21 protein-coding genes are annotated in these 24,310 nt (G+C 61.7%); 9 read left to right on the top strand and 12 right to left on the bottom strand.

Annotated elements, in window-relative coordinates; all coding sequences use genetic code 11:
* Complete coding sequence (locus J5278_RS07320) at positions 1–2,070, top strand: hypothetical protein (protein WP_209184342.1); 2,070 nt, start codon at positions 1–3, stop codon at positions 2,068–2,070.
* A 2-nt stretch (positions 2,071–2,072) separates the two neighbouring features.
* The gene (locus tag J5278_RS07315) at positions 2,073–2,501 is read left to right on the top strand and encodes a GNAT family N-acetyltransferase (RefSeq protein ID WP_209184343.1); all 429 of its coding nucleotides are present in this window, start codon (positions 2,073–2,075) and stop codon (positions 2,499–2,501) included.
* A 9-nt stretch (positions 2,502–2,510) separates the two neighbouring features.
* Here J5278_RS07315 and J5278_RS07310 read toward each other — a convergent pair whose 3' ends face one another.
* Positions 2,511–3,080 carry a GNAT family N-acetyltransferase gene (locus tag J5278_RS07310; RefSeq protein WP_209184591.1) on the bottom strand — a complete coding sequence of 190 codons (570 nt, stop codon included), beginning with the start codon at positions 3,078–3,080 and terminating at the stop codon, positions 2,511–2,513.
* Positions 3,081–3,278: 198 nt separating this feature from the next.
* Between J5278_RS07310 and J5278_RS07305 the strand changes: the two genes are divergently transcribed.
* On the top strand, positions 3,279–4,256 hold the full coding sequence (locus tag J5278_RS07305) for a glutathione S-transferase family protein (RefSeq protein WP_209184344.1): 978 nt from the start codon (positions 3,279–3,281) through the stop codon (positions 4,254–4,256).
* A gap of 10 nt (positions 4,257–4,266) precedes the next feature.
* Here the strand turns inward: J5278_RS07305 and J5278_RS07300 are convergent, their stop codons facing one another.
* Entirely contained in the window at positions 4,267–4,755 is a 489-nt protein-coding gene (locus tag J5278_RS07300; protein ID WP_209184345.1) for an NUDIX domain-containing protein, read from the bottom strand.
* Positions 4,756–4,860: 105 nt separating this feature from the next.
* Between J5278_RS07300 and J5278_RS07295 the strand changes: the two genes are divergently transcribed.
* From J5278_RS07295 to J5278_RS07285, 3 genes are all read left to right on the top strand, one after another.
* Positions 4,861–5,769, top strand: coding sequence for a metallophosphoesterase (locus J5278_RS07295; RefSeq protein ID WP_111222671.1), 909 nt, complete (start codon positions 4,861–4,863; stop codon positions 5,767–5,769).
* 316 nt (positions 5,770–6,085) lie between these two features.
* Positions 6,086–6,598, top strand: a complete 513-nt coding sequence (locus tag J5278_RS07290; protein ID WP_209184346.1) for an RNA polymerase sigma factor — start codon at positions 6,086–6,088, stop codon at positions 6,596–6,598.
* Positions 6,599–6,600: 2 nt separating this feature from the next.
* Entirely contained in the window at positions 6,601–7,434 is an 834-nt protein-coding gene (locus J5278_RS07285; RefSeq protein ID WP_209184592.1) for an anti-sigma factor, read from the top strand.
* A 79-nt stretch (positions 7,435–7,513) separates the two neighbouring features.
* Here J5278_RS07285 and leuA read toward each other — a convergent pair whose 3' ends face one another.
* The 5 genes from leuA to J5278_RS07260 form a co-directional block, all read right to left on the bottom strand.
* Positions 7,514–9,256 carry a 2-isopropylmalate synthase gene (gene leuA / locus J5278_RS07280; protein WP_209184347.1) on the bottom strand — a complete coding sequence of 581 codons (1,743 nt, stop codon included), beginning with the start codon at positions 9,254–9,256 and terminating at the stop codon, positions 7,514–7,516.
* 370 nt (positions 9,257–9,626) lie between these two features.
* Positions 9,627–9,854, bottom strand: coding sequence for a type II toxin-antitoxin system BrnA family antitoxin (gene brnA / locus J5278_RS07275; RefSeq protein WP_209184348.1), 228 nt, complete (start codon positions 9,852–9,854; stop codon positions 9,627–9,629).
* The gene (locus J5278_RS07270) at positions 9,841–10,104 is read right to left on the bottom strand and encodes a BrnT family toxin (RefSeq protein ID WP_209184349.1); all 264 of its coding nucleotides are present in this window, start codon (positions 10,102–10,104) and stop codon (positions 9,841–9,843) included. The genes brnA and J5278_RS07270 overlap by 14 nt, the downstream gene beginning before the upstream one ends.
* A gap of 36 nt (positions 10,105–10,140) precedes the next feature.
* Positions 10,141–11,331 (bottom strand): benzoate/H(+) symporter BenE family transporter, encoded by a 1,191-nt coding sequence (locus tag J5278_RS07265; RefSeq protein WP_209184350.1) that lies wholly within the window; start codon positions 11,329–11,331, stop codon positions 10,141–10,143.
* A gap of 234 nt (positions 11,332–11,565) precedes the next feature.
* Positions 11,566–12,150, bottom strand: a complete 585-nt coding sequence (locus J5278_RS07260) for an ATP-dependent Clp protease proteolytic subunit (RefSeq protein ID WP_142823370.1) — start codon at positions 12,148–12,150, stop codon at positions 11,566–11,568.
* Between the two features lie 229 nt (positions 12,151–12,379).
* Here J5278_RS07260 and J5278_RS07255 point away from each other — a divergent pair, with 229 nt between their 5' ends.
* The gene (locus J5278_RS07255; protein ID WP_219258328.1) at positions 12,380–13,198 is read left to right on the top strand and encodes a DUF2076 domain-containing protein; all 819 of its coding nucleotides are present in this window, start codon (positions 12,380–12,382) and stop codon (positions 13,196–13,198) included.
* Positions 13,199–13,261: 63 nt separating this feature from the next.
* On the opposite strand, the gene queF is transcribed toward J5278_RS07255, so the two are convergent.
* Complete coding sequence (queF, locus tag J5278_RS07250; RefSeq protein WP_142823372.1) at positions 13,262–13,726, bottom strand: preQ(1) synthase; 465 nt, start codon at positions 13,724–13,726, stop codon at positions 13,262–13,264.
* Positions 13,727–13,934: 208 nt separating this feature from the next.
* Between queF and J5278_RS07245 the strand changes: the two genes are divergently transcribed.
* Entirely contained in the window at positions 13,935–14,615 is a 681-nt protein-coding gene (locus J5278_RS07245) for a GNAT family N-acetyltransferase (protein ID WP_209184352.1), read from the top strand.
* Positions 14,616–14,662: 47 nt separating this feature from the next.
* Here J5278_RS07245 and J5278_RS07240 read toward each other — a convergent pair whose 3' ends face one another.
* The 3 genes from J5278_RS07240 to J5278_RS07230 form a co-directional block, all read right to left on the bottom strand.
* Complete coding sequence (locus tag J5278_RS07240; RefSeq protein WP_209184353.1) at positions 14,663–16,852, bottom strand: anthranilate synthase; 2,190 nt, start codon at positions 16,850–16,852, stop codon at positions 14,663–14,665.
* A gap of 254 nt (positions 16,853–17,106) precedes the next feature.
* Positions 17,107–18,633 carry an ABC-F family ATP-binding cassette domain-containing protein gene (locus tag J5278_RS07235; protein WP_209184354.1) on the bottom strand — a complete coding sequence of 509 codons (1,527 nt, stop codon included), beginning with the start codon at positions 18,631–18,633 and terminating at the stop codon, positions 17,107–17,109.
* Between the two features lie 347 nt (positions 18,634–18,980).
* Complete coding sequence (locus J5278_RS07230; RefSeq protein ID WP_209184355.1) at positions 18,981–21,176, bottom strand: TonB-dependent hemoglobin/transferrin/lactoferrin family receptor; 2,196 nt, start codon at positions 21,174–21,176, stop codon at positions 18,981–18,983.
* Between the two features lie 269 nt (positions 21,177–21,445).
* On the opposite strand from J5278_RS07230, the gene J5278_RS07225 reads away from it, so the two are divergent.
* On the top strand, positions 21,446–22,396 hold the full coding sequence (locus tag J5278_RS07225; RefSeq protein ID WP_209184356.1) for an extensin family protein: 951 nt from the start codon (positions 21,446–21,448) through the stop codon (positions 22,394–22,396).
* A gap of 64 nt (positions 22,397–22,460) precedes the next feature.
* Here the strand turns inward: J5278_RS07225 and J5278_RS07220 are convergent, their stop codons facing one another.
* Entirely contained in the window at positions 22,461–24,140 is a 1,680-nt protein-coding gene (locus tag J5278_RS07220; RefSeq protein WP_209184357.1) for a formate--tetrahydrofolate ligase, read from the bottom strand.
* Positions 24,141–24,310: the final 170 nt, after the last annotated feature.

Genomic DNA, 24,310 nt, shown 5'->3' with positions numbered 1-24,310 from the left:
ATGACGCTGGATTTCCAACCCTTTCTCCCCTGGCCCGTCATTATAGTCTTCGCCGCGGTCGTCGCCGTCATCGCCGCCTTTGCCATCTGGCGTCGCCTGCGTGGGGCATGGCTCCGCGCACTCGCAGCCCTCGCATTGCTGGTAGCACTCGCCAACCCGCTGCTGATGCAGGAAGATCGCGACCGGCTCTCGACCATCGTTCCCGTCATCATCGACCGCAGCCAGAGCCAGCTGACGCCCGAACGCATCAAGATGACCAACGATGCCCTGGCGCAACTTAAAGACCGGCTGGCCGCCTTCCCGCGCATCGAGCCGCGCTATGTGGAGGCCAAGGATACGGCGGAAACCGATGCCCCGGCGACGCGGCTGTTCTCGGCGCTTGCCGGTGCCATCGGCGATGTTCCGCCGGCCCGCATCGGCGGTGCCATCTTCCTCACCGATGGCCAGATCCACGATATCCCCTCGACCGCCCAGTCGCTCGGCTTCAACGCTCCCATCCACGGGCTGATCACCGGCAAGGCCAACGAATACGACCGTCGCATCGAAGTGGTGCGCGGCCCCCGCTTCGGCATCGTCAACGAAGAACAGCAACTGACCCTGCGCGTCGTCGACGATGGCCCGAGCCCCGGCGGCGCGGCCCCCGTTACCGTCAAAATGAACGGCAACGAGATCGCCACTCTTCAGGCGACCCCCGGCCAGGAAACGCCCTTCAGCTTCAAGGTGCCGCGTGCCGGCAACAATGTGCTGGAGTTTTCCGTCGCCGAACTGCCCGGCGAGATCACGCTTGCCAACAACCGCGCCGTCCATCTGATCGAGGGCATCCGCCAGAACATGCGGGTGTTGCTGGTATCTGGCGAGCCGCACGCCGGCGAGCGCGCCTGGCGCAATCTGCTGAAATCCGATGCCTCGGTCGATCTCGTGCACTTCACCATCCTGCGTCCGCCGGAAAAACAGGACGGTACGCCGATCAACGAGCTGTCGCTGATCGCCTTTCCGACGCGGGAACTGTTCGTCGACAAGATCAAGGATTTCGACCTGATCATCTTCGACCGTTACCAGCATCGCGGTGTGCTGCCGATCCTCTACTACGACTACATTGCCCAGTACGTTCAGAACGGTGGGGCACTGCTGATTGCCGCCGGACCGGAACATGCCGGCCAGGATTCAATCGCCCTGACGCCGCTGCAATCCGTCCTGCCGGCAGAGCCGACCGGCGAGATGATCGACAAGGCCTTCTATCCCCGCCTGTCGGAGGAAGGCCGCAAACATCCAGTCACCCGCGGCCTCGACGGCTCGGATGTCGAGCCGCCGCATTGGGGCCGCTGGTTCCGCACGGTCGATGTCGAGCCGCCGCAGGGCCAGACCGTGATGGTCGGTGCCGACAACCATCCGCTGCTGGTGCTGAACCGTGCCGGCGAAGGACGCGTCGCCATGCTGCTGTCCGACCAGGGCTGGCTGTGGTCACGCGGTTTCGAGGGCGGTGGCCCGAGCGTGGCGCTCTACAGGCGCATCGCCCACTGGCTGATGAAGGAACCGGCGCTTGAAGAAGAAGCGCTGACCGCCACCGCATCCGGCCGCACGCTTCAGATCGCCCGCCAGACAATCGGCGACGATCCCGGCAGTGCGACGATCAAATATCCTTCCGGCAAGTCGGAAACCGTCAAGCTGGCACAGGGCGAGCCCGGCCTCTATCGTGCCGAGAAGCACACCGACGAGATCGGGCTGTTCCAGATCACAAATGGCAACTTGTCGACACTCGTCCACGTCGGCGCCGTCGATGCACCGGAATTCAAAGCGATGATCTCGACAACGGAGACGCTGAAGCCGCTGGCCAGCCAGACCAAGGGGCTGGTGACGCGCGTGGCTTCGGCCGGCGACAGCGTCGTCGTGCCGCCGGTCCTGCCGGTGCGGGGTGCAGTGCGCATCGCCGACGACCAGCGCATGAGCATCCGGCTGACAGACGAGACGGTTCTGCGCGGCATCAACACACTGCCGCTGTTTGCAGGGTTCCTCGGTCTCGCCGCCCTGCTCTTCCTGTTGACGGCGACCTGGTGGCGCGAAGGACGATAGCCATGGCAACCCTGGACCTGACCGACGCGCCTCTGGACGGCGACATGGCCGTGATCATGAGCGGGTTGATGTCGTTCAACGCATCGGACGTCGGGCCTCCCGAGCGTCGCTCGCTGGCCGTGTTCATTCGCGGAGACGACGGCAAGGTGATCGGCGGCCTGCTGGGCGTGACCGCCTGGGGCTGGCTGTTCACCCAATGGCTGTTCGTTCCCGAAGCGCTGCGCGGCCAGGGAATGGCCGGCAGGCTGCTCGCCAAGGCGGAAGCCGAAGCCCTGGAACGCGGATGCCACGGCGCCTGGATCGACACCTTCAATCCGCACGCGCTGCGAGCCTATGAGCGCCAGGGCTATGTGGCCTTCGGTGCACTCGCCGACTTCCCGCCCGGCCGCAGCCGGACGTTCCTGCAGAAGCAGCTCGCCGTAACATCCTGATAAGCTATGTTATTCCGTCCAGCCGATGGGCCCCTTGAGCCGCGCATGGACGTCATCAGCCATCGGCACGACGAGCACCCGGCGCGGATCGACCGGCCCCGGAAAGGCAAGCGCGTTATAGGCCACCTTCTCGAAACCGAGCGGCTCGTAGTAAGGCGGATCGCCGACGAGGATGACCGCCTCCGAGCCCTTCCGCCGTGCAGCTTCGACGGCAATGCGCACCAGTTCCCGGCCGATGCCCCGGCTCTTGTGCGACGGCCGGACAGCCAGTGGGCCTAGAAGATGGCCCCTGACGCTACCCGCCAGGACGGCCGTCATCCGGACGGATGCCACTGTCTCACCGTCGTCGGCGCAGATGAACGACAGTGACCGGTCGTGCGGACCCTGCTCGCGGATACGCGCTGCCGCCCGGACGAACCGTCCTGGACCAAAGGCTTCTTCGTTGATGAGTTCGATGACGGCGTCGTGGGACGCGTCCTCGGTGAGGTAGACCAGATCGTGCTTATGCATGAAACGTAACAAACCAGATGACAAAAAGGGATGGGTCTCGGAAACGCCGGATGCGGCGTTCGGGTCCATCAGCGTCGTCGCAGGTCTCTGGTTACGGTCATCGATCACAGTCCTTGAAGTGTGCCGAGGCCGATAGCAGGAAATATTTGCCTCGTCCAACGTAAAATGCGGCAAACGCGACAGCAACGGACTGTTCAATCTTTGCACGCTCGAAAATTCCGCCCGGCAGCGTATGTATCGTTCTGGGCAATTCGAAAGGACGATGACATGGGCATGCTGGTTGACGGCGTCTGGCAGGACGTATGGTACGACACCAAGGAAACCAAGGGCCATTTCAAGCGGGCTGCATCGCAGTTTCGCAATTGGGTGACCGCCGACGGAAGTGCCGGCCCATCCGGCACTGGAGGCTTCAAGGCCGAGGCCGGTCGGTATCACCTCTATGTGGCGCTCGCCTGTCCATGGGCCCACCGGGCATTGATCTTCCGCAAGCTCAAGAAACTGGAAAACATCATTTCCGTCTCGATCGTCGATCCGCTCATGCTGGAGAACGGCTGGGAATTCAAGAACCGCGACGGCGGCACGGTCGATCACCTGTTCGGAGCCAATGCCATGTGGGAGATCTATACGAGGGCGGATCCTCATTATTCCGGGCGCGTCACCGTACCCGTCCTCTGGGACACCAGGACCGGCACGATCGTCAACAACGAGTCCTCCGAAATCATCCGGATGTTCAACGGCGCTTTCGACAGTCTTACCGACATAACGCTGGACTATTATCCGGAGCCCCTGCGGACAGAGATCGACGAGATCAACGCCATCGTCTACGACACGGTCAACAACGGCGTCTACAAATCCGGCTTTGCGACGACGCAGGACGCCTATGAAGAGCACGTGCAAAAACTCTTCGCGACCCTAGACAGTCTCGACGCCCGCCTGGGGAAAAGCCGCTACCTTGTTGGCAACACGATCACGGAAGCCGACTGGCGGCTGTTCACGACACTGGTTCGCTTCGACGCCGTCTATGTCGGCCACTTCAAGTGCAACATCCGGCGTATCGAGGACTACCGCAACCTACCCGGCTACTTGCGCGAACTCTACCAGGTGCCGGGCATCAGTGAGACGGTCAACATGGCGCACATCAAGCGGCACTACTACGCCAGCCACAAGACCATCAATCCAACCGGCATCGTGCCTCTGGGCCCGGCACTCGATTTCAACCGGCCACACGGTCGCGGCGCGCTGTAGCGCCCGGCGCCTACCAGTAGCCGGTGGGTGCGAGGTTGCCGTTGATTTCCTGCAGCCGCCGGTGGGTGGCGGCCGTGGTCGTGGGCGGTAGGGCGTCGAGGGCGAAGAAGCCGCTCTCGACAATCTCCCAGTCAGGGTCGCGCAGCGCCGTCTGCTCGACGTCGGCGCGGTAGAAGGCCACGTGGTCACGGCGGCTGACGGAGCGGTTGAAATAGATGCCTATCAGGGTCGGTGTGCCCAGAATGGCCAAATTGCCTTCCTCCCGCAGCTCCTTGGCCAACGCCTGGTCCACGGTCTCGTGCCTTTCGACACCGCCGCCAGGCATGTACCAGCCGGGCAGGTATGAATGGCGAACCAGGAAAATTCGCCCCTCGCTGTCGAAGCAGGCAGCCCGCACCCCGAGCGTCATGCCGCGCGACAGTGCAAAATAGAGATGCGCAAGGGGGCCGGCAAGCCTGTGCTTCCACCCGCGCCCTTCCTGTACCAGTTCGTCGTCCATGCCATCCCTCTCTTAGCGGCCCGTTGGGGCGGGCCTGCCAAAACTTCCCCTTGTGCAGGCATACGAAGCATTTGATTTGAAACGAGACTGTTCTATGTCTCACCCATGTTCAAACTCGCGCATATCTCCGATATCCACCTCGGCCCGCTCCCACGGCTTTCCCTCTGGGAGCTTGCCTCGAAGCGCATCACCGGATTTGTGAACTGGCACCGGAACCGGCGCAAGCACTTGTTCGGCGGCACTCTGGATCTTCTGCTGGCAGACATCAAGGCGAAGGAGGCGGACCATCTTTGCGTCACCGGCGATCTAGTCAACCTCGGCACAAAGATAGAGATCCGCACCGCTGCGGAGTGGCTTGCAACCATCGGGCCGCCGGCAACGACCTCGGTCGTGCCAGGCAACCACGATGCCTATGTGCCGGGCTCCTATGAGAAATCCGTACGCGCCTGGTATCCCTACGTGCGCGGCGATCTCGCACCCGCTGCCTGGGAGGAAGACATGCACGTCTTCCCATACCTGCGCATACGCGACCGCGTCGCCATCATCGGCTGCTCGACGGCCGTTGCCACCTTGCCGTTTTCCGCGAGCGGATTTTTCGGATCGCGCCAGGCGCGCGAAACTGTACATATGCTGCGGGCTGCAGGCGAAGCCGGACTGTTTCGCGTGCTGATGATCCACCATCCGCCGATCCGCGGGGCCGCGTCGTTCCACAAGCGCATGATCGGCATCCGCCGCTTTGCCGCCGTCGTCTCGACCGGTGGCGCGGAACTGGTGCTGCATGGCCATACCCACCTCAACACGCTTCACTGGCTGCGCGGGCCGATAGGCCGCGTCCCGGTGGTCGGCATTGCCTCCGCGTCGCAAGGCGTCGGCGGGTCCAAGCCTCCCGCCGCCTACAACATGTTTTCGATATCGGGCGGTCCGGGCGCCTGGAGCCTGAAAGCCGAGCGCTTCAGCCTCAACCACCGGGGCGATGGCATCTCGGCTGAGGGCACTGATATATTTGCGTCCTGAAGCAGCCATGATAGCCGCTGGATTCTTGCCGGAAACAACAGTTTTATGGTCACCGCGCCTTTTACTTCGGAAAGACTGCGATATCTCCTGCCAATGGTCGTCTGCATCTGAGATCATCTGTCGCACCGGTCAACGAAGCCTTTATGCCGACTTGCGAAACGGGTCGGGAAGTGGTCATATCGCTGTCATGGATGTCTTCTCGATGCGTGGACCGACATCAGCCTTGCAAGGGCTGGTGCGAACGTCCGATGCATTTATCACGTAGTCGAAAATTCAAACCCGCGTCCGGTGACGGTCACTTCATCGTGGAAAGACAATGCGCGCTCCCATCCCTGCCCCGGACATTCGTCGCGACCTCGTCGGCCTGCTGCCAAAATTGCGACGCTTCGCAGTGACGCTGACCGGAGACGTGGCAGATGCCGACGAATTGCTGCAAAAGGTCTGTCAGCGCAGCGTCGCGAAAATCCATCTCTGGAATACGGAAGAGCGGCTGGACAGCTGGCTCTACGCGATGACACGGCAGGTGTGGGTCGAAGAATCTCGCCGGCACCGGGTCCGCGCCGGCGCTCCGAGAGCCGTCGCCGGCCAGAAAGGCGACACCGCAGTGCAGCAGCCGCGCCCGACCGAAGGCAGCGAAAGCCATCAGGCGATAACAGCGCTCCCAGAGGGCCTTGCCAGCGTCTTCCTGCTCGCCGATGTCGAAGGCCACAGCTACAAGCAGACCGCCGATATCCTCGGTATCCCGCTGTCGATCGTCGCCTCCCGGCTTGCCAATGCCCGCCTGGCCTTTGCCGCCGCCGGGCGCAATCGTCTCAGCCAGAGGTCATGACCATGCAGGATATCCGCAAGACACCGATCGAAGCGCGGCTAGCCGCCTATATCGATGGCGAGGCCAGCCCTGAAGAGAGGCGCACGCTGGAGGATCTGATTTCCGCCGATGCCGACACCGGTCGCGTCTATGAAAACCTTCGGCAGGGATCCGACATAGGACGCAAGGTTTTTGACGACCTCCTGAAGGAGCCGGTGCCGCTGGCGCTCGTCCGCTCGATCAAGAGCGCTCCGGCACCGAAGGTCCGCGAAACGCGGCGGCTTTCGCGGCCGGCCGTCAAACTCGCGCCATCGGGCAAGCAGGCGCTGGCGGCGGCCCTGATCCTCTTCGTCATCGGCGGCGGCATCGGATATCTCTTCGGCACCCAGCCGGGCGCTGGCCGCCTCACCCTCCCCTTGGTCCCGAACCAGGCACGAACCTGGCCCGACGACCTTGCCGCTGCCCAACGCATCTATCTGCGCCAGTCCAGCCATATCGTCGAACTCGGCGCCACAGAGAGCGATGAGATCATGACGTGGCTGACCTCGACCGTCGGCGTCAAGTTCAACCTGCCCGATCTGTCGAGCCAGGGCCTGGTTTTTCAGGGCGCGCGTCTGCTGGTAGCGGGCGGCAAGCCGACCGGACAGCTGGTCTACCGCAACATCGACGGTGAAATCGTCTCGGTCTGCTTCTTCAAGGACAGCGCCGGCACCGATGGCAGCGATTTCAACGAGATCATCAAGGACGATATCGGCATCGTTCCCTGGCACCGCGCCGGGGTCGGCTATGCCATCGTCGGCGCATCCTCGGACGCATTGCTCGACGATATCGCCAACCGCGTGTCGGTGGCGATCTGAACTGTGCCAGACGCAAAAATGGCGGCCTGCCGGGCCGCCATTTCGATGAGATGATGTTTCAAGCTGCGAGCGATGGGCTTCAGGAGCCGGCTTTCAAGGCGAGAACCCGGTTGGCGGCCGAGACTATGGCCTCCAGCGACGCCGCAACGATGTTGGTGTTGACGCCGGCGCCGAACAGTTTTCCACCCGGATAGGACGTCTCCACATAAGAGATCGCAGCAGCGTTAGAGCCGTGCTGGAGCGAGTGCTCGGAGTAATCCTCGACCGACATTTCAACGCCGAGATAGGCCGACAGGGCATTGATGAAGCCATCGATCGGCCCGTTGCCACGACCCTCGATCTTCCTGAGCTCTCCACCGTCGGTGATTTCGGCCGTGATGATCCGTTGCCCCTTGTGCTCGGGATCGGCGAAGATGTGGTGATCGACGAACCGGATGCGGGCATCCGGCTGTTGAACGTAAAGCTCCATGAAGCGATCGTAGATACGCTTGGCCGGCAGCTCCTTGCCCTCGACATCGGTGATGTTCTGGATTTCCTGCCGGAACTCGACCTGCAGGTTGCGCGGCAGGTTCAGCCCGTAGTCCTGCTGCAGGATGTAGGCGATGCCGCCCTTGCCGGACTGCGAATTGATGCGGATGATCGCCTCGTAGGAGCGTCCGACATCCTGCGGGTCGATCGGCAGATAGGGAACTTCCCACACCGAGGTATTCGCGACCTTGCTCGCCTTCATCCCCTTGTTGATGGCGTCCTGGTGCGAGCCGGAAAAGGCCGTGTAGACGAGTTCGCCGACATAGGGATGACGCTCGGCAATGGTCATCTGGTTGGAATATTCGTAGACTTCCTTGATACGCTCGATGTCGGAGCAATCGATCTGCGGGTCTACCCCTTGTGTGAACATGTTCAGCGCCATGGTCACGACATCGACGTTACCCGTACGCTCGCCGTTACCGAACAAGGTACCCTCGACGCGGTCGGCGCCGGCCAGCAGGGCCAGTTCGGCAGCGGCAATGCCGGTACCGCGGTCGTTGTGCGGATGCAGCGAGATGATCAGATTTTCGCGATTGTCGAGGTTGCGGCACATCCACTCGATTTGGTCGGCATAGACATTCGGCGTGGCCATCTCGACGGTCGACGGCAGGTTGATGATCAGCTTGTTTTCGGCTGTCGGCCGGATCTCGGCGATGACGGCGTTACAAATCTCCAGCGCCACCTCCAGCTCGGTGCCGGTGAAGCTCTCAGGCGAATATTCGAAGCGATAGTCGCCGCCGGCCTTGGCCGCCATGTCGGTGATCATCTTGGCCGCATCGACGGCAATCTGCTTGATGCCGTGCACATCCTTGGCAAACACCACGCGACGCTGCAGCTCGCTGGTAGAGTTATAGAAGTGCACGATCGGCCGGTTTGCACCCTCCAACGATTCGAAGGTGCGGGTGATCAGCTCGGGCCGGCACTGCACCAGCACCTGCAGCGAGACGTCGTCGGCTACATTGCCTTCTTCGATGCACCAGCGGGCGAAGTCGAAATCGGTCTGCGAGGCTGACGGGAAGCCGATCTCGATTTCCTTGAAGCCCATTTCCAGCAACAGCTGGAACATGCGCGCCTTGCGGTCATGACCCATAGGGTCGACCAGAGACTGGTTGCCGTCGCGCAGATCGACCGAGCACCAGATCGGCGGCTTGGTGAGCGTCTTCGAGGGCCAGGTACGGTCGGGGATGTTGACCTGCGGATAGGCACGGTATTTTTCGGCAGCTTTGGCCATGCCCTTGAAGCGGGACATGGTTGCAGGAGACTTGCCAGCGGGGGAATGAGTCTGCTCGTCCATCGTCTTTTCCTCGTGCCGTCGATTGCCCGCCTCATAGCCGATCGGCTGGGGCTTGGCGATGACAAAAGCGGCTTTGAATGTGGGCCTTGAATGATTGTCGGATGCTAGGTCGAGGAGCGAATGCCGGGCGGGCTTGTCGGCCGCCGGGCGCTCCTCAACGGACCCGGCAACCGCGCGTAAGGCCGAGGAGAAGAAGCGAGGTGAAGGCGCGCGAGTTGTCACGCAGGGCGATGCGGCCGCGTGCAATCTGGCTGGAAATTTTTGCGCCTGTAGACTTCATGATTGGTTGTATAGCGTCGGGGCAAAAAAGAAGCAAGCCCTGCTCAAGACTCGCGCATCTGCACGACTTCTGGCTTCAAGATACCTTTCTCTAATCCTGAGCGGCGGACAGACGCTCTTCGATCCACAAATTGATCAGTGATTGCCGTGTCAGCCCGAGTCGGGCTGCTTCCTCGTCGAGGCTATTGACCACTGAGGTTGCAAAATCCACGCTGACCTTTTGGGTCGCCATGTTTGGGCGGGTTGCCTTGGTGAGGTCGAGATAGTCGAGTATATCCTCGCCATTGTCGAATTTCTCGTCGAGTTCACTTGCCTTCATAGAGAGCTATCTCCTCTTTCCTCGACCTGCGAACCGAAATGATCCTGATATTGTCATGACGTCTCGTGCAAATCGCGGACCAATGCTTCCCGTCTATTTGACCGACCGCGACAAACCGGCTTTCAAGTCCGCCCCGAGCGGGGAATGAAATCAAAAAGCGATCGATCCAAAGACGCTGCGCCTCCACAAGATCAATACCGTGCTTGATTTTGTTTGTTCTGCTTTTGTCGGGATCAAACTCAAAAGCCATGACCGAGAATAGCACCTAAGCGGCAATGCTTCCAGTCTACTTAGACGCGGGACGGGCAGCCACCAAACGCTGCAGCACCAGCATCAGCCCACCAGCAATCAACCCCCAGAACGCGCCCGAAATGCCGCCGAAGGAGACGCCGGAGGCGGTGACCAGAAATGTCACCGCTGCGGCCTCTCGCGTTTCCACCTGCTGGAAGGCTGCCATTGCGGAGCCGGAAAATGCGCCGATCAGCGCCAGTCCCGCCACGGCCTCGATCAGGATAGGCGGTGCCAGCGCGACGAAGGCGGTGACCGCGCCGGCAAGCAGCCCGAAGACGATATAGACGATGCCTGCGACCACGGCCGCCCAGTAACGACGGTCTGGATCGGCGTTGGCATCCTTGCCCGCACACATGGCGGCCGTTATTGCGGCAAGATTGACCGCATGCCCACCGAACGGCGTGCTCGCCAGCGAAAAAAGGCCGGTCATGGCAAACAGCGGACCGGGTTTCGGATCGTAATGGTTAACCTTGAGCACGGCGATGCCGGGAATATTTTGCGATGCCATGGTGACGATGAACAGCGGCAGCGCGATCGACACCAGCCCGGCCATGGTGAACAGCGGCCGAACCAGTTCGACGCGCGGCATGAGCGACTGCTCGAGCGACGATAGCGCTCCAGCCGGCATCTGCACCCCGAACGCCAGCACGGCGACAAAAGCCGCAAGCGCAGCGGGAACCGCCCAGAGCCGCCGGAAAGCGCCGACGACGACCCAGGCAAGCACGATCGGCAAGCCCAGCAGCGGATCGAAGGCGATGGCCTTCACCGGCGCGAAGCACAGGCCGATCAGCACGCCTGCAAGCATCGCATTGGCGAGAGGTGCCGGGATCGATGCCACAGCCCGCCCCAGCGGCCGGAACAGCCCTGCAACGATAATCAACGCCGCACAGACGACGAAGCCACCCACCGCCGCCTGGAACCCGCCGGCAATCGCGCCGGAGCTTGCCAGCAGCGCCGCACCCGGCGTCGACCAGGCAATGCTCACCGGCAACCGCGTCGTCAGGCTGAGCACAATGGCACAGAGCCCCATCGAGATCGACAGCACCGTCAATCCCGAAGCCGCCTGCCCCGGCGTTGCCCCAACCGCCTGCAGCCCATGCAGCACCACTGCAAAGGAACTGGCAAATCCAACGAAAGCGGTGAGGCAGCCCATAAAGACGGCTTGGGCGGAAAGATCTTTGAGCATGGCGGCGGTAATGACTCGTAAGGGCGTGAGAGCTCAATGGAGCATTACAGGCCGGATTGGCGCAAGAGCACTTCACCGTCATTTTGTAACGAAGATGGCTGTTTGAAACGTAAGATCAAAAGGACGAGACGGTGAGTTCGGTGCAGAATAAACGATGCAGCCGAGCACATTGCCAAAAACAAAAAAAGCGCCCTCGCCCGCATTATGCAGGCAAGGGCGCTTGGTGTGCAACGATCAGAGTTCGCTTTGCGATGTCACGATGCGGGAGACCAGACCGTAGGTCTTGGCGTCTTCGGCCGAGAGCCAGTAGTCGCGGTCGGTGTCCTTGGCGATCTTTTCCAGCGGCTGGCCGGTCGCGGCTGCGAAGATCCGGTTCAGGCGCTCGTTCATCTTGATGATCTCGCGGGCCTGGATCTCGATATCCGATGCCATGCCGCGTGTGCCGCCCGAGGGCTGGTGCAGCAGGAAGCGGGTGTTCGGCAGGCAAAGCCGACGTTCCTTGGGAACGCTGACGAAGATCAGAGCGCCGGCAGATGCAACCCAGCCGGTGCCGATGATCCAGACCTTCGGCTTGATGAACTTGATCATGTCGTGGATCGAATCGCCTGATTCGACGTGGCCGCCGGGCGAACTGACATAGATGCGGATGTCTTCGTCGCTGGCAGCAGCGAGAGCGACCAGCTGCGAGCAGACCTTCTGGGCCAGTTCCTGCGTAATGCCGCCGTAGATGAAGATCGAACGCGACTTGAAGAGGTTCGCCTCCGTTTCCTTGCCGAGCGGCAGTTCCGTCTTCTTGTCTTCCTGTTCGTCGTCGTTCATGAACAACTCTCCACCGTGATTTGTCGTATGCCGCACATAATGCTGTTCCATGCGTAAAACAATGCGGGAAAAAGACAAGCCACGGAACCGGTGAAGATATCCTTGCCGCTTTGCCCGATTACCGACCCGATTACCGAAATGTAACTTGGCAGGGCTTTGAAAAGCCGAAATCCCTTCCTACGTCAGGTGATGCGATCCAGAATCGCGTCAAAGTTTTCATGGAGCCGTCATGTCGCCCGAAGAACGTCAACTGCTTAGCTCTCTCTTCGACCGCGTCAAAGCCGCAGCGGCGACCCCGCGCGATGCAGACGCCGAAGCCTTCATCAACCAGTCGGTGCGCGACAATCCCACCGCGCCCTACCTGCTCGCCCAGGCCGTCATCGTCCAGGAGCAGGGCATGAAAGCGGCGGCAGACCGCATCAAGCAGCTCGAGGATCAGGTCAAGGAACTGCAGGACAGTGCCGAACACCAGCCCGCCGCCTCGCAAGGTGGCGGAAGCTTCCTCGGCGGCCTAGGCTCCATCTTCGGCGGCGGACAATCCGCAGCACCGCAGCCACAGCGTGCCGCCCCGCCCCAGCAGGGTTATGGCCAGCAGCAAGGCTATTCGGCTCCACAGCAGGGCTATGGGCAACCGCAGCCGGGCCCCTGGGGCCAACAGAGCCAACAGCAGCCAGTCGGCCCGTGGAGCCAGCAACCGCAGGCCCAGTCGGGCGGTGGCGGGTTTCTGCGCGGTGCGCTCGGCACGGCAGCCGGCGTTGCCGGCGGCGTGATGCTGGCGAAATCGCTGAGCAGCCTGTTCAGTCCGCATATCGGTGGCGCAGCGGCAGGGCTCGGCGGGCTCGGTGCTGCAGCGGCGGCACCGGCGGCGGCGCCCGCCGTCGAGGAAACGGTCGTCAACAATTATTATGGCGACAGCAACGGCAACAACAACGACCAGAACGCCGGAAACGACGACAACGCCAATGACCAGAACCTGGTCAGCGACGACCTCGACAGTGATTTCGACAATTCCTTCGACAGCGGCGGCGACGACAGCTTCAACGTCTGACGTTTTCGCACAGCCCTGATGCAACGCCGCGCTTCACCCGAAGCGCGGCGTTTTCAATGCGGGTCAGCCGCGACCGCGATAGGTCGGGACGCCCTGGTCCGGCAACCATAGGCCCTCCGGCGGCTTACCGGTCTGCCAGAAAACGTCGATGGGGATGCCGCCGCGCGGATACCAGTAAGCGCCGATCCGCAACCATTTCGGCTGCAGCAGGTCGACGATGCGCTTGGCGATATAGACGGAGCAATCCTCGTGGAAGGCGCCGTGATTGCGGAATGCATGCAGGAACAGCTTTAGCGACTTCGATTCCACCAGCCATTCACCGGGCACGTAGTCGATGACGATATGGGCGAAATCCGGCTGGCCGGTCATTGGGCAAAGCGAGGTGAACTCGGGCGCGGTGAAGCGCACGAGGTATTCGGTACCCTGATGGGTGGCAGGCACCTTTTCGAGGATTGCGGTCTCGGGGCTGGTGGGCGTTTCGGTGTGGCTGCCGAGCATGGACAGGCCGGAAACATCGGTATTGGGCATGGCTTCAAGCCTCCTTGTTCGTTCTGACGCTGCGCCCTGGCTTGACCGCCTGGCGCCGTGCTTGTTACTTCGCGGGTCGCTTGGCTATCCCCTATGGCATCTTCGAGGCGATCGCAAATACAAGCGATAGCCTTGGCAAGGTATCGAACCCCTGCCCGCTGAAAAGTGATATGGCCGAAGCGAAAAGCGAAAATCAGGAGAAATCGCCGTGGCGCATATACTCGACCGGCCTGTCTGGAACACGCTGCAGACGAGCCATGCGCCGCTGGCGATCGGCGGCCCCCTTGCCAAGCGGTTTGCGCCATCGACCGTTCCCTTTGCCGCCGCTGCCGACAACGCGTCGGAAAGCCTTCAGGCGCTGGCAAACCTGCCCACTGGAGACGAAAGGATAGTCCTCGTGGAAGCCGGTCCGATTGTGATTCCCGAGGGAATTGTCGTCCTTGCGGAAGGCGAACTCTACCAGATGACAGCCGACCGGCCGCATGAGCGGATCACCGATCCCCGGATCGAGTTGCTGGACGAAAGCGACGCCGACGAGATGCTGGAACTGGCGCTGCTGACCAAGCCCGGTCCATTCACGCTTGGCGCACAAAGGCTCGGCCCATTCTGGGGTGTCAAGATCGAGGGACGGCTGGTGGCCATGGCCGGCCAGCGCATGCGCCTGCCCGGCTTCGGAGAGCTCAGCGGTCTCTGCACCCATCCGGATTTCCAGGGTCGCGGTCTCGGCAGCCTGCTGTTTCGCTTCGTTGCCGGTGAAATCGCCGCCCGCGGCGAGGTAGCCTTCCTGCATGCCTATGTCGGCAACACGGCGGCGATCGCGCTCTACCAGGCACTCGGCTTCAGCATCCGCGCAACGATGAACATGCGCGCCGTGCAGCGGCAGGAATAGCGGCTCCGTCGAGGCGGCGGGATCGTCCGCCGCCTTTCAGAGAAACCTCAGGCCGCCTTGGTCTTTGTCCGCCGCGCGAGGTTTGCCACGACATTCTCGATCATTCGCATGCCGGCATCGCCACCGAGCGTCATGATCGATTCCGGGTGGAACTGCACCGCTGCAACCGGCTCCTTGATATGCTCGATACCCATGATCGTGCCGTCCTCGCTTTCCGCCGTGATCATGAATTCACGCGGCAGGGTCGAGGGGTCGGCGAAGATCGAGTGGTATCGCCCGACGGTCACTTCCCTGGAAAGGCCTGAAAACACGATACCGGGCTCGAGCACGCGGATGCGCGACGGCTTGCCGTGCATCGGCACGGCCAGTTGCCGGAGATCGCCGCCATAGGCTTCGGCCAGTGCCTGCAGGCCGAGGCAGACGCCGAAGATCGGCAGGTTGCGGGCCCTCGCCTTCTTGATCGTCGCCTTGCAATCGAAATCCTTCGGGTTACCGGGCCCCGGCGAGAGCACGACGAGATCGGGGTCGAGGCGGTCGAAGACTTCTTCCGACACGGGCGTGCGGACCGTCGAAACGGTGGCACCGGTCTGGCGGAAGTAGTTGGCGAGCGTATGGACAAAGCTGTCCTCGTGGTCGACAAGCAGGATGCTGACTCCCTTGCCGACCGCAGCAACATCGCGCTTGGTCTTAGCGGAACCGGCAGACTTTGCATCGCGGATGGCAGAGAGCATGGCAGACGCCTTCAGTTCGGTTTCGGCTTCTTCCTCTTCGGGGATGGAGTCGTTGAGCAAGGTAGCGCCGGCTCGCACCTCGGCAATCCCGTCCTTTATACGCACGGTGCGCAGCGTCAGACCGGTATTCATGTCGCCGTTGAAGCCGACCATGCCGATGGCGCCGCCGTACCAGGCGCGCGGGCTCTTTTCGCGGCTTTCGATGAAGCGCATGGCCCAGAGCTTCGGCGCACCGGTGACGGTGACGGCCCAGGCGTGCGACAGGAATCCGTCGAACGCATCCATGTCGTCGCGCAAGCGCCCCTCGATGTGGTCGACGGTGTGGATCAGGCGCGAATACATCTCGATCTGACGGCGGCCGATGACCTTGACCGAGCCCGGTTCGCAGACGCGGCTCTTGTCGTTGCGGTCGACGTCCGAGCACATGGTCAGCTCGGATTCGTCCTTCTTCGAGTTCAGAAGCTTGAGGATCTGCTCGCTGTCGGCAATCGGGTCCTCGCCGCGCTTGATCGTGCCCGAGATCGGGCAGGTCTCGATGCGACGGCCGGACACGCGCACGAACATTTCTGGCGATGCGCCGACCAGATATTCCTGGTGGCCGAGGTTGATGAAGAAGGAATAGGGCGACGGATTGATCGCCTTCAGACGCTTGGAAATATCCGACGGCTTGGAATCGCAGCGCTCCATGAACTTCTGCCCGGGAACGACCTCAAACAGGTCGCCCTTGCGAAAGCTCTCCTTCGCCTTGTTTACCAGTTCGGCAAATTCGCCCGGGCGATGGTCGCTCTTCGGCGGAATGGTGTCCGTGTGGTGGAAGGGTTCCGGCGGGATATCACCGGCCTTGCCCTCGGTGGTCAGCCCGCCTTTTTCGAAGTCGTAGCGGTCGATCCAGGCCTTGGCGGCGTAGTTGTCGACCACGAGGATCTCGTCGGGCAGGTACAGCACCATATCGCGCTGGTCGGCGGGACGCGTCAGTTTCAGGTCGATGGCGTCGAACTGGAAAGCGATATCGTAACCGAAGGCACCGTAGAGCCCGAGGGCCGCGTCAGCCTGCGAGTAGAACAGGTCGGTGACGGCGCGCAGCACGGTGAACACCGTCGGCATCTTCGACCGTTCTTCCTCGGTAAACACCCGGTCGGGCGCCTTGACGGTGAGGTCGAGCCGACGCGGCGTCGACGCACCGAGGGCCACTTCGCGCACGGTTTGCAGCCGCGCCTCGATAAAACCGAGGATGACCTCGCCACGCTCGTTATAGGCTTCGATCCAGACATTGCGGCCAAAGCAGGAGATGCCGATGGGCGGGTCGACGACGGCAGTGTCCCAGCGCGTGTAGCGGCCCGGATACTCGTAGTTGGAGGAAAACACCGCGCCGCGCCGCTCGTCCAGCTTGTCGATGTAGGACGAGACCGCGTCGTCATAGGGGATTGGCCGACGCTGGCGCGTCACGGTGATGCCGCCCTTGGTCTCGTAGATTTCCGCACCGTCATCCCGCAGGATCGTAACCATGACCGTCTCTCCGCTTCTTCAGGCCCGGATGACAGGCGCTTTACATACAAAAAAAGCCGCCTGAAACTCTCGGGCGGCTTACTCGTCGTCTTTGAACACGATTGATCGAGGCCGCTGTTAGCGAGCCCACCACCAAGATGCACTGTTCGAAGACATGTTCATGGACAAATTGTTAGCGCGAGATGCGGCGATGCGCAAGCGCCAATTCGGCTGAAAGTTTCGGGCGGGCGACCGCCGCCCGAAACCGCGCGAACTCAGGCCGACGGCTGTGCCGAGGCGAAAAACGCCTCGGGTCCATCGACCTCGACCAGCTTTTTTCGCTCGATCTGCCAGAAGCGGTTGCCGACCGCCCTGACGAAGCTGCGATCATGCGATACCAGCAGGCAGGTGGAACCCTCCGCCAGCAATTCGCTTTCCAGTGCCTCCTGTCCTTCGATATCAAGATGATTGGTCGGCTCGTCCAGGAGATGGAAATTGGGTTGGCGCAGGTGCAGCACCAGCATCGCCAGCCGCGCCTTCTGCCCGCCCGAGAGCCGGCCGATTGCCCGTCCCTGCATCTCGACACCGATGCCTGCTCCGGCAAGCAGACTGCGCGCCCGGGGCTCACCCAGCGCAAACAGCCGCGACAGCGTTGCCAGCGGCGTATCGGCGTCGGCAAGATTGGCGAGCGACTGGTCGCTGTAGCCGAGCACCAGCGAAGGCGTGGCGCGCACCGGCGCCGCCCCATCGCCTGCCACCTCTATCGCACCCCTGATCATCTCCATCAGCCGTGTCTTGCCGGCACCGTTGGCCCCGAGCAACACGATGCGGTCGCCCTGGCGGATCCAGAGCTTGCCGGTCTTGAAGAGCGGCGTTCCATCCGGTGTGGCAACGGTGGCGTCGTCGAGGGTCACGAGGATCTTCGCCTGGCTGGCGCTGCTGCCAAGCCTTATGGCTCCGGCCGAGCGCTCACGGTGGCCCGGCCGGGACGCATCCTCGAGGCGGTCGGCCCGCTCCTTCAACTGCCTGGTCTTGACGGTCAGCAAGTCGCTGCCGGAGTTGATACCGATATTCTTGAGCTTGGCCGCCTGCCGCCGTAATTGTTGCGCGGCTTTCACATCCTTCTCGTAGCGCTGCTCCTGCGACGCATCGATATTATCGAGCGCGGCCCTCGCCATGCTGTAGGGAAGCTGGAACTGCTGCGACTGCACGGCCCTGAGGAACAGCGTGCGGTTGGTGACGGCATCCAGGAACGCCCGGTCGTGGCTTGCGACAAGCACCGAGACGGTGCGCGGGAGAGCGTTCAGCCAGTTCTCCAGCAGCGCAATCTTGAACAGGTCCAGATGGTTGGTCGGCTCGTCCAGCAGCATCACGTCCGGCTCGGTGACGGCGACGCGGGCCACCAGCGCCAGCCGCTGCCAGCCACCGCTCAGCTGTGCAAGCGGCCGCTCCCGCAAGGCCTCGGGTACGTCGAGCGCATCGAGCACCACATCGACGCGCCAGCTCTCGCTGTCGGCCTGCCCGGGTGCAAGTGCCTGCGCAACCGCCGCATGAAACGGCAATTTCGCCAAGGCGGGCGCGACGTTCTGTTCGACATACCCGATTGTCAGCCCGCGCGACCGCGTGACGTCGCCCGCCGTCGGTTCGAGACGGCCGGCAATGCAGTTCAGAAGCGTGGATTTACCCCGGCCGTTGGCCGCAACGATGCCGACCCGATCTCCGCCATTGAGGCTGAAATTAAGATTGGAAAACAGCGGCTCGCCAAGGGTAACGGCGAGATTGTGCAAGGTGATCGAAGACATTTTCAGTTCTCTGGTCTGACCGGGCAACGACCACCAACCCGCGTCGGCAGTTCGTCTCGGTCGTTATCAGGATGCAGCGCGAACACGAGAGCTCGGCTGCAGGCCAAAAGGGCAGACCAGAAAGGGTATGGGAAAGTGACAGCCTCTGATCAGCCCTGCAAACGCATCCGCAGGGCATCGGTCGGGCCGAACTGGCGATTGCGCCAGAGTGTCGTGATCATTGCGGCCCTCCTTTCTCAAAAGACTGAACCAGATCGATAGCATTCGAGGGCCCGCGAAACAACTGCGGTCGAAACCGTAAAGCGGCAAAGGGCGGCACCATGGCGCCGCCCTTCACCTGCTGGTTTCTAGAACCTCTGCGAAATCGCCAGTTTGATGTAGCGACCGGATTCCGAGTAGATTTCGGTCGCATTGGTGACGTCCTTGACCTCAAGGGCATCGTAGTAGGTCTTGTTGGTCAGGTTGTAGACGCCTGCCTGGAGGGTCATGCCCTTCAGCGTTTCAGGCTTCCACCAGCCGGTGAGGTTGAAGATACCGTAGCCCGGAGGCTTGGACGATGCCGAGGACTTATCGGAGACGGCCGCAGAGGCGACCATGCTCAGATCCGTACCCCATGTCTCGCGCTCGAAGCCCACACCGAGGATGGCCTTGAGCGGAGCGACGGACGATAGAAGTTCATCGGTATCCATGTTCGTCCCGCGGGCGTAAAATGCTGCGGCGTGGACGTTGATACCGTTGTTGAACTTCTTGTGCCCATCGACCTGGATCCCGTTGATGCGGACATTGTCGATGTTGATGTACTCAGCCGTGCCGACCGCATATCCCGGCGTGGGAATAAAGTCGGAGGTGTCGATGAAGTTCTTGTAGCGTGTGCTGTAGGCGCTGACATGACCACCGAAGTCGTCGTCACCAAGGTTGGCACCGCCTTCGAAGCCCCAGCTGGTTTCAGCCTTGAGATCGGGATTGCCGATCGAGCGGTACATCGGCGTATTGTCGTAGTCGACGTAGAGCTGGTAGGCATTCGGGGCCTTGTAGGCCGTGACGAACTGCGCATAGAGCTCGACATCAGGCGTCGCCTGCCAGGCAGCCCGGAGCTTCGGCGAGAAATGGCTACCATTCTGGCCATCCGGCGTGTTGGTGGGATAGGATGCCGTATCCTGCGGGTCCTGCTTGTACCAGTCGAAGCGCAGGCCGGGCGTCAGCGAGAACGGGCTGCCGCCAACACTGATCTTGTCCTCGGCATAGGCACCGAACTTGTAGCCGTTCACATCTGGCGCATAATTCTGGTTGGTGTGGAAAAAGGCACACGAGCCAACCGGCGGCGTGGTGCATGAATCGACGCCCTTCAGATAATAGCTGCTGCTGGCAAACTGGAAGTCGCTACCGAACGTCAGCTTGTGATCGAGCACGCCGGTCGTGAAGTCCGAATTCGCCCAAGCCGTATAGCCGAGATCGCGCTCGTCGCTTTCCATGATGCGATCGTATTCACCCTTTGGCGTCGTCAGCCGGTTTGCAAGGATACCTTCCTCGCGACCGCTTTTCTGCCAGTAGAGGGTAGCAAAGGCGCTGTCGATCCAGCTGTCGGCGGAGGTCGCATCATATTTGTAGTCGAGCGAAACCCGGTCGCGAGACTTGTCCTGCTTGTATTTGTAGTCGTTGTAAGTCGTGCCGTAGAGCGAATAGGACAGGTAGTCCCGGGTCGAGTTATAGCCATAGTGTTCCGCCGTCAGGCCGATCGTATGACCACCTTCGAGTTCCTGGCGGATCTTGAACAGCAGGTTCCGCTGATTGTAGTCCACCGGATCGGCAACTGTTCTCTTGCTGCCGACACCACCGACATCGCCGTTCGATTCTGACTCGTGCCCGTACTTGTAGGAAGACTGGAACAGCACGGACGTGTTCTCGATCTTCTTGGCGACCGCACCGGAAGCGGTGATCGAGTGATCGGAGCCATCGAAGCTGAGCTTGAACATTCCGCCAAAGGTCTGGCCGTCGCCAATCACGTCGTCCGGCTCCAGCGTATGGAGCATCAGCGCGCCACCCAGCGCACCCGAACCGGCGCGGCTGGAATCGGCGCTGTGCAACACGTCGACGGAAGAAAGCGATGTGAAATCGTAGGTGTCCGCGCCGCCGCCGTAGCTGTAGACGTTGTCGAAGAAGTACGGCAGGGGGATGCCGTCGGTGGTCGTCAGCACGCGATCCGCCTCGAGCCCGCGGATGTTGACGCTCTTCGAAACGTCATTATAGGACACGCTCGGATCGACGGTGTTGCCGAAATCCTTGAGGTCGTCGACCTGCTTCTTCTCCAGGGTCTCCCTCGTGGTGTGCGCCGCCAGTGGCGAGTCCGCTACCGAGCCTTTCTGCACCGTGTTGCGGGCGTTCTTCACGACGATTTTCTGCAGCGTCGTGCTGTCAGTCTGCTCTGTGGCAGTAGACGCCGAAGCCGCAGTCCCTGCCTGCTGGGCCAAAGATGCGGTGGGAATGCCGAGCGCTAGAAACGCCGTGCACGTCAAGAGAACCGAGCGGGATCGCCGGAGCACCATAACCAATTCCTTTCAAGGTGATGTACCGGGCTGGCTGGTTGGCACGCTGCAAGGCGCCCAAGGGGCTGGCTAGGCGGACGGAAAGAGGCAGAAATATCCGCCTCCTTTCTGCCCGATAAAAAACATGACTAAGATTGTCAATATATAGCGTCGATATAATCATGAATGCAATGATCATGTTTTAACGACTGCCCAGCTTGTTGCTGATCTGCAACGAATTTGGCTTAGAAACGTTGCGTCCCGTGAGATATCGAAACGGGTGAAACCATATGCTTTTCCGGATTGCCACCGCTGTCGCCTGCCTGACGCTGCTGACTGCTGCATCGCTGCCACAAACCGGCCCGCTGCCAGAGACGCGACCGGACGACAAGCCTGCGGAGACAGCGCAGCCGGTTGCTCCCATCCCCGAGCCAAAACCGCAGCCGGCACCGGCACCGGAAACACCCGCTGCAAAGCCTGGCACCGAAGCCTCGCCCTCCGATGGCACGACCAGCGGAAAGCAAAGTGGCGACGCGCCTGCCACGAAGGCAACGACACCCGATGCCGATACAGGCAAGCCCGATGCCGACGCCGGCAAGGACGACAAGAAATCACCGGTGTCGAACGCCACCGATGGCAAGGGAAATCCACCGGCCGAGCCGCTCACCATCGAACCGGAATCTGACGCGGAGCATCAGGCCTGCCTGAAAGACCTGCAGGCCATGGGCGCGGTATTCAAGGATCTGCCCCGCATCGACGACGGCGAAGGCTGCGGCATCGACAAGCCCATCAGCCTCTCGGAAGCGTTGCCAGGCGTGAAATTCAAGCCTGAAGGCACGCTGCGTTGCGAGGCGGCGCTGGCCCTCTCCCGCTGGATGAAAGAAAGCGTCATTCCGGCAGGCGAGGCTGCGCTAAAGGCCGCCGGCCCGATCGTCACCATCAACCAGGCGTCGACCTATATCTGCCGCCTGCGCAACAACGCGAGCACTGGCAAGATCTCCGAGCACGCCCGGGGCAACGCCATCGACATCGCGAGTTTCACATTCAAGGATGGTACGACTGTCGAGGTACAGCCGCGCAAGGAGGATTCGACGCTTGCCGGTGCCTTCCAGCGTGCCGTCAGTGCTTCAGGCTGCCTTTACTTCTCGACCGTCCTCGATCCCGAAAGCGACGCCGCCCATGAGCATCATTTCCACATGGACGTCCTGAAACGCAACGGTGACTTTCGTTATTGTCACTGAATATCAGGGACTTGGCAGCGCCGCCAGACTCATTTTGGCAGCGTCTTGAATCGATGGATCAAGCCTAGAACAGACCTTCGATACAGCCCTGCTCGTTCAGCATGATCCGCTCGGCGGCAGGCGAGCGTGGCAGGCCGGGCATTGTTCGGATCTCACCCGTGATGGCGACGACGAAGCCTGCGCCGGCCGACAGTCTCACCTCGCGCACATGCACGACATGGCCTTCCGGAGCGCCGCGCAGATCCGCGTCGGTCGAGAACGAATACTGTGTCTTGGCAATGCAGACCGGCAGGTGGCCATATCCCTGGTCCTCCCAGCTCTTAAGCTGGTCGCGAACGGCCTTGTCCGCAGTCACCTCGCCGGCATGGTAGATTTCGGTCGCCACGACGTCGATCTTCTGCATCAGCGGCAGATCGTCCGGATAGAGCGGCGCAAATTTCGCTTCGCCGGACTGTGTAAGCGCCACGACCTTGTGCGCCAGTTCCTCGATGCCGGCCGAGCCATCCGCCCAATGGCGGCAGAGGATAGCCTCGGCACCGAGACCGGCAACATAGGCCTTGACCGCTTCGATCTCGGAGTCCGTATCGGAGGTAAAGTGGTTGATTGCGACGACGACGGGCACGCCAAACTTCCGCACATTCTCGACATGGCGCCCGAGATTGACGCAGCCGGTGACCAGCGCCTCGACATTCTCGCGGCCGAGATCGTCCTTGGTGACGCCGCCATTCATCTTCAGCGCCCGTACCGTGGCGACGACCACCGCCGCATCCGGCTTCAGCCCCGCTTGGCGACATTTGATGTTGAAAAACTTCTCCGCCCCGAGATCCGCGCCGAAGCCGGCCTCGGTGACCACGTAGTCTGCAAGCGTCAGTGCCGTCCGGGTGGCAATGACCGAATTGCAGCCATGGGCGATATTGGCAAACGGGCCGCCATGCACAAGCGCCGGGTTATTCTCCAGGGTCTGCACCAGGTTCGGCTGCAACGCGTCCTTCAGCAGAACAGCCATGGCGCCGTCCGCTTTCAGATCACGCGCGAAAACCGGCGACCTGTCGTAGCGGTATGCAACGATGATGTCGCCCAACCGCTTTTCCAGGTCGGCAAGGTCCGATGCCAGGCACAGGATGGCCATCACCTCGGAGGCAACGGTGATGTCGAAGCCGCCTTGGCGCGGGAAGCCGTTGGCCACGCCGCCAAGCGACGAAACGATATCGCGCAGCGCCCGGTCGTTCATGTCCATCACCCGGCGCCAGGTAATCCGACGGATGTCGATATTCAGCGCATTGCCCCAGTAGACATGGTTGTCGAGCATCGCCGCCAGCAGATTGTGGGCCGAGGTGATGGCATGGAAGTCGCCGGTGAAATGCAGGTTGATGTCTTCCATTGGCACGACCTGCGCATAGCCACCGCCGGCAGCCCCGCCCTTGGTACCGAAACAGGGCCCGAGCGACGGTTCGCGCACGCAGATCATTGCCTTCTTGCCGATGCGGTTCAGCCCATCGCCCAGACCGACCGTCGTCGTCGTCTTGCCCTCGCCCGCCGGCGTCGGATTGATCGCCGTCACCAAGATCAGCTTGCCGGTCTTCTTGCCCGCCTGCCCGGCAATGAAGTCGGCGTTGATCTTTGCCTTGTCGTGACCGTAGGGCACCAGTTGCTCAGGCGGAATGCCGAGCGCTGCCCCGATCTCGTAGATCGGCTTCTTCGTCGCGGCGCGCGCGATCTCGATATCGGATTTTACCGTAGCCATCAGTCAATCTCCATGCGACCGCGCCGTTTATCTCGCTTGCGCATAAACGAATAGCAAACCGCTGTGAACCGGCATGCCGCAGACTTGGGTGAGAAAAAGTCGGCAGCGGACCAAGGAGCGCCACTGGCTTGTTACGGCATAACCATATGGCTAATGCTGCTTCGGAAAAT

Origin of the sequence: Rhizobium sp. B21/90 (assembly GCF_019355815.1) — a bacterium.
In the GTDB taxonomy this organism is placed as follows: Bacteria; Pseudomonadota; Alphaproteobacteria; order Rhizobiales; family Rhizobiaceae; genus Rhizobium; species Rhizobium rhododendri.
The sequence above is the reverse complement of the archived record's forward strand: the minus strand, read 5'-3'. Positions and strand labels throughout refer to the sequence as shown.

Coding starts and splice junctions, on each gene's coding strand:
- J5278_RS07225 (WP_209184356.1), top strand. CDS start 21,446: ATGCTTTTCCGGATTGCCACCGCTGTCGCCTGCCTGACGCTGCTGACT.
- J5278_RS07305 (WP_209184344.1), top strand. CDS start 3,279: ATGGGCATGCTGGTTGACGGCGTCTGGCAGGACGTATGGTACGACACC.
- brnA (WP_209184348.1), bottom strand. CDS start 9,854: ATGAAGGCAAGTGAACTCGACGAGAAATTCGACAATGGCGAGGATATA.
- J5278_RS07310 (WP_209184591.1), bottom strand. CDS start 3,080: ATGGACCCGAACGCCGCATCCGGCGTTTCCGAGACCCATCCCTTTTTG.
- J5278_RS07315 (WP_209184343.1), top strand. CDS start 2,073: ATGGCAACCCTGGACCTGACCGACGCGCCTCTGGACGGCGACATGGCC.
- J5278_RS07265 (WP_209184350.1), bottom strand. CDS start 11,331: ATGCTCAAAGATCTTTCCGCCCAAGCCGTCTTTATGGGCTGCCTCACC.
- J5278_RS07220 (WP_209184357.1), bottom strand. CDS start 24,140: ATGGCTACGGTAAAATCCGATATCGAGATCGCGCGCGCCGCGACGAAG.
- leuA (WP_209184347.1), bottom strand. CDS start 9,256: ATGGACGAGCAGACTCATTCCCCCGCTGGCAAGTCTCCTGCAACCATG.
- J5278_RS07285 (WP_209184592.1), top strand. CDS start 6,601: ATGCAGGATATCCGCAAGACACCGATCGAAGCGCGGCTAGCCGCCTAT.
- J5278_RS07320 (WP_209184342.1), top strand. CDS start 1: ATGACGCTGGATTTCCAACCCTTTCTCCCCTGGCCCGTCATTATAGTC.
- J5278_RS07270 (WP_209184349.1), bottom strand. CDS start 10,104: ATGGCTTTTGAGTTTGATCCCGACAAAAGCAGAACAAACAAAATCAAG.
- J5278_RS07260 (WP_142823370.1), bottom strand. CDS start 12,150: ATGAACGACGACGAACAGGAAGACAAGAAGACGGAACTGCCGCTCGGC.
- queF (WP_142823372.1), bottom strand. CDS start 13,726: ATGCCCAATACCGATGTTTCCGGCCTGTCCATGCTCGGCAGCCACACC.
- J5278_RS07290 (WP_209184346.1), top strand. CDS start 6,086: ATGCGCGCTCCCATCCCTGCCCCGGACATTCGTCGCGACCTCGTCGGC.
- J5278_RS07255 (WP_219258328.1), top strand. CDS start 12,380: ATGTCGCCCGAAGAACGTCAACTGCTTAGCTCTCTCTTCGACCGCGTC.
- J5278_RS07295 (WP_111222671.1), top strand. CDS start 4,861: ATGTTCAAACTCGCGCATATCTCCGATATCCACCTCGGCCCGCTCCCA.
- J5278_RS07235 (WP_209184354.1), bottom strand. CDS start 18,633: ATGTCTTCGATCACCTTGCACAATCTCGCCGTTACCCTTGGCGAGCCG.
- J5278_RS07300 (WP_209184345.1), bottom strand. CDS start 4,755: ATGGACGACGAACTGGTACAGGAAGGGCGCGGGTGGAAGCACAGGCTT.
- J5278_RS07240 (WP_209184353.1), bottom strand. CDS start 16,852: ATGGTTACGATCCTGCGGGATGACGGTGCGGAAATCTACGAGACCAAG.
- J5278_RS07230 (WP_209184355.1), bottom strand. CDS start 21,176: ATGGTGCTCCGGCGATCCCGCTCGGTTCTCTTGACGTGCACGGCGTTT.